At 75.7% G+C, this 3,880-nt stretch carries 2 protein-coding genes; both read left to right on the forward strand.

Features of this window, described 5'->3' with window-relative positions; all coding sequences use genetic code 11:
* Positions 1–3,257 (forward strand): DUF4132 domain-containing protein (locus MCBG_RS02895; protein ID WP_223201023.1); only part of this gene is annotated, 3,257 nt, incomplete at its 5' end.
* Between the two features lie 148 nt (positions 3,258–3,405).
* The coding region (locus tag MCBG_RS02900) for an ATP-binding protein (protein WP_157560809.1) at positions 3,406–3,880 on the forward strand (475 nt) is incomplete at its 3' end.

A 3,880-nucleotide genomic window follows, 5' to 3' on the forward strand; every position in this document is an offset into this window, starting at 1 on the left:
GCCTGCGCGGCTACCTCGACGGCGAGCCCGGTCCGCTGGTCGGTGCCGCGCTGGTGGCGGCGGTGGCCATGGCGCACGGCTATCACGGGCGCGACCAGCAAGGGCTGGCCCTCGGCGACCTGCTGGTCGCCGATCTCGGTCCGGCCGGTGCGGCCGTCGCCGCGACCGAGCAGATCACCGTGGCTGCCGCCGGGTCGATGTCCCCGCTGCCGCTGAACCGCATCAGGGCGGAGAAGTCGCAGAACTACGGCCACTGGCGGCTGCGCCAGTCCGTGCTGCGCCGGGTCCGCGCCCATCTCGCGGCGGCCGGCGACGACGACTACGCGGCGGCCCGCGCCGCGCTGGTCCCGTACCGGTCCGGGCCGTTGGCGACGCGGGTGGTCACCTCGTTCCTGCTGCCCACCGAGCGGGAGTGGGTGGCCCGGGACGCCGCCGACGTGGCGCGCGACGGGGGCCCGCTGCTCGCCGAGCTGCTGCTCGGCGCGGTCGACGAGGTGGACGCGATCCACGCCCTCAGCGGGCACCTGGCGGTCTACCGGCTGATGTACGACCAGGCGCCGATCGTCACCGCCACCGCGGCGGTCGGGTCGCCGATCGCGCCGCTGCTGACCGAATGGTTCGACCACGAGCACGCCGGCGCGGACGCGCGGCAGCGGCTGGCGTCGCTGCTGGCGGCCCTGCCCGGCGACGAGCCGATGGCGGCGCTGCTCGACCGGCTGGACCGTAGGTACGTGCCGCCCGCGGTGACGGAGATGCTGCGCCGCTTCCCGGTGCGCGGCGTGCGCCTGCTGTCCGCCGCCGCCGAGGGGCGCAGCCCGGCTGCGCGGGAGGCCGCCACGTTGCTGCGCGCCCACGTGCTGGCCAACCCGGCCGCTGTCGAGGCGGCGCTGCCGACGCTGGCCCCGGCACAGCGGGAGCGGATCGAGCGGATCCACGACGACGCCTCCGCGCTGCCGGCCGCCGGGCCGGACCGGCTGCCGCCGGTGCTGGTGTCCCCGCCCTGGTCGGTCCGCCGCCCACGTTCCGCCCCGCCGGTGGTGGACGGGCTGGCCCGTCCCGCCGGGTCCGCCACGGCCTGGCTGCCGGGCGAGCGGGAGCGGTGGGCCGCGGTGGTGCCCCGCTGGTCCGGCTGGTGGCGGGGTGACGACCTGACCGTGCTGGCCGCCGAGGTCGCCGCCGGGCGAGCCGGATCGTCAGCGGCGATCCACTTCTTCGTCCGGGCCACCGAGGAACTGGCCCGGCCGCTGCTGCCGGCCTGGCGGCCGACCGAGTCCTGGGGCGCCGACGAGTGGATGTCCCGCCTCGCCGGGCGCTACGAGCTGGACGCGCTGCCCACCGCGCTGCACCTGGCCCGTACCGCGCCGAAGAGTGTCGGCGAGGTGCTGCTGCCGTACGCCGACGGTGAGGTCGCCGACCTGATGGCCGACTGGCTCGACCGGCTCAAGACGGCCCGCCCGGTCGCCCGGGCCTGGCTGCGGCGGCACCCGGAGTACGCCGTGCGGGCGCTGCTGCCGGCTGCCCTGGGCGCGCCCGGCCCGCGCCGCCGGGCCGCCGAGCGGGCGCTGCGCCTGGTCGCCGCCGAACACCGCGACACGCTCCTCGGCGTGGCCCGCGAGCACGGCGAGGAGGCGCTCGCCGCCGCCACGGCGATGCTCGACGCGGACCCGCTGGCGCAGCTCCCGGCCCGGATGCCGAGCCTGCCGGCGTGGCTGGACCCGGCGGTGCTGCCGCAGGTGCTGCTGCGGGACCGTTCGGCGGCGCTGCCCGCCGAGGCGGTACGCCACCTCTGCACGATGCTCGCCATCTCCGCGCCCGGCGAGCCGTACCCGGGGGTGGAGATCGTCCGCGCGGCGTGCGACAGCGACTCCCTGGCGGAGTTCGGCTGGGCGCTGTTCGAGAGCTGGCAGGCCGCCGGCGCGCCGTCGAGGGACGGCTGGGCGTTCACCGCGCTGGGGCTGCTCGGCGACGACTCGACCGCGCGGCGGCTCGCGCCGTTGGTCCGGGCCTGGCCGGGCGAGAGCCAGCACGCCCGGGCGGTGACCGGCCTGGAGGTGCTGGCGCAGATCGGCACCGACGTGGCGCTGATGCACCTGTACGGCATCTCGCAGAAGGTGAAGTTCCGCGGCCTGCGGGAGCAGGCGGCCCGCAAGGTCACCGAGGTCGCCGACGGGCTGGGGCTGACGCCCGAACAGCTCGGCGACCGGCTGGTGCCCGACCTCGGGCTGGACGCCGACGGCAGTCTGGTCCTCGACTACGGGCCGCGCCGGTTCACCGTCGGCTTCGACGAGCAGCTCAAGCCGTACGTGGTGGACGGCGCCGGCGCCCGCCGCAAGGACCTGCCCAAGCCCGGCGCCCGGGACGACGCCACGCTCGCGCCCGCCGCGCACAAGCGTTTCGCCGGCCTGAAGAAGGACGTGCGCACGCTCGCCGCCGACCAGATCCGCCGCTTCGAGACGGCCATGGTGACCGGGCGGCGCTGGCCGGCCACGGACTTCCGCCGCTACTTCCTGTCCCACCCGCTGCTGTGGCACGTCGTGCGCCGGCTGGTCTGGGCCACTGTGGACGACGCCGGTCAGGTGAGCGCCGCGTTCCGGGTCGCCGAGGACCGCACGCTCGCCGACGTCGACGACGAGACGTACGCGCTGCCGGATGACGCCACCGTCACCATCGCGCACCCGCTGCGCCTCGGCACGGCGGTGCCGGCCTGGGCGGAGGTCTTCGCCGACTACGAGATCCTCCAGCCGTTCCCGCAGCTCGGCCGCGACGTGCACCGGCTGGACGAGGCCGAGCGCGCGGAGAAGCTGCTGCGGCGGCACGCGGGCGTCACGGTCCCGGCGGGGCGGCTGCTCAGCCTGGAGCGGCGAGGCTGGCGGCGCGGCGACCCGCAGGACGCCGGCATCCAGAGCTGGCTGGAACGCGAGGTCCCCGGCGGCGGGGCGGTGGTGATCGACCTCGACCCCGGCATCGCGGTCGGGATCGTCGACATGTTCCCCGACCAGAAGATCGAGGCGATCTGGGTCAACGACGTGCCGTACGGCGGCTGGTTCCAGCGCGACGGCAAGGTCCGCCTCGGCGACCTGGACGACGTCACCGTCTCCGAGGTGCTGCGCGACCCTGGCGGAGGTGACCCGGTGACCGCGCTCGACCCGACCGCCGAGCGGGGCTCAGCGGCCTCCGGCCGTCGAGCGGGCCCAGCGCCTCCGGCCGAGGTGCGGTACGCCGACGAGCTGACCGCGCTGGCCGCGAAACGACAGTGACCCGCGCCCGCCGGGCTGGCGGCTGAGCCTGCGCGCCGGCGCCGGTTCATCCTCGGTGACCCGGCGGCCGGGATCCGGCGCAAAGTTCGTCGGCGACCCGTCGCTGATCGACCGGGCGCTGGTGGCGCTGGCGACCAGCCGCGGGCTGATGCTCGTCGGCGAGCCCGGCACCGCCAAGTCGCTGCTGTCGGAGCTGCTCGCGAAAAAAAATCAGCGGCGACTCCACGCTCACCATACAGGGCGGCGCGGCCACCACCGAGGACCAGATCCGCTACTCGTGGAACTACGCGCAAACAAAATAACCGACGGTCCGTCGCCGCGCGCGCTGGTGCCGGCGCCGCTGCTGCGCGGCATGGCCGAGGGGCGGGTGGTCCGCTTCGAGGAGATCACCCGCTGCCCGCTGGAGGTGCAGGACTGCCTGCTCTCCCCGCTGTCGGACCGCGTGCTCGCCATTCCGGAGCTGCCCGGCGCCGACGCCATGGTGTTCGCCCGCGAGGGCTTCAACGTGATCGCCACCGCGAACACCCGGGACCGGGGCGTCAACGAGATGAGCGCGGCGCTGAAGCGGCGGTTCAACTTCGAGACCGTCTTCCCGATCCCCGACCTCGGCACCGAGCTGGAAC

It is taken from the genome of Micromonospora sp. M42 (assembly GCF_000568915.1).
GTDB classification, from domain to species: Bacteria; Actinomycetota; Actinomycetes; order Mycobacteriales; family Micromonosporaceae; genus Micromonospora; species Micromonospora chalcea.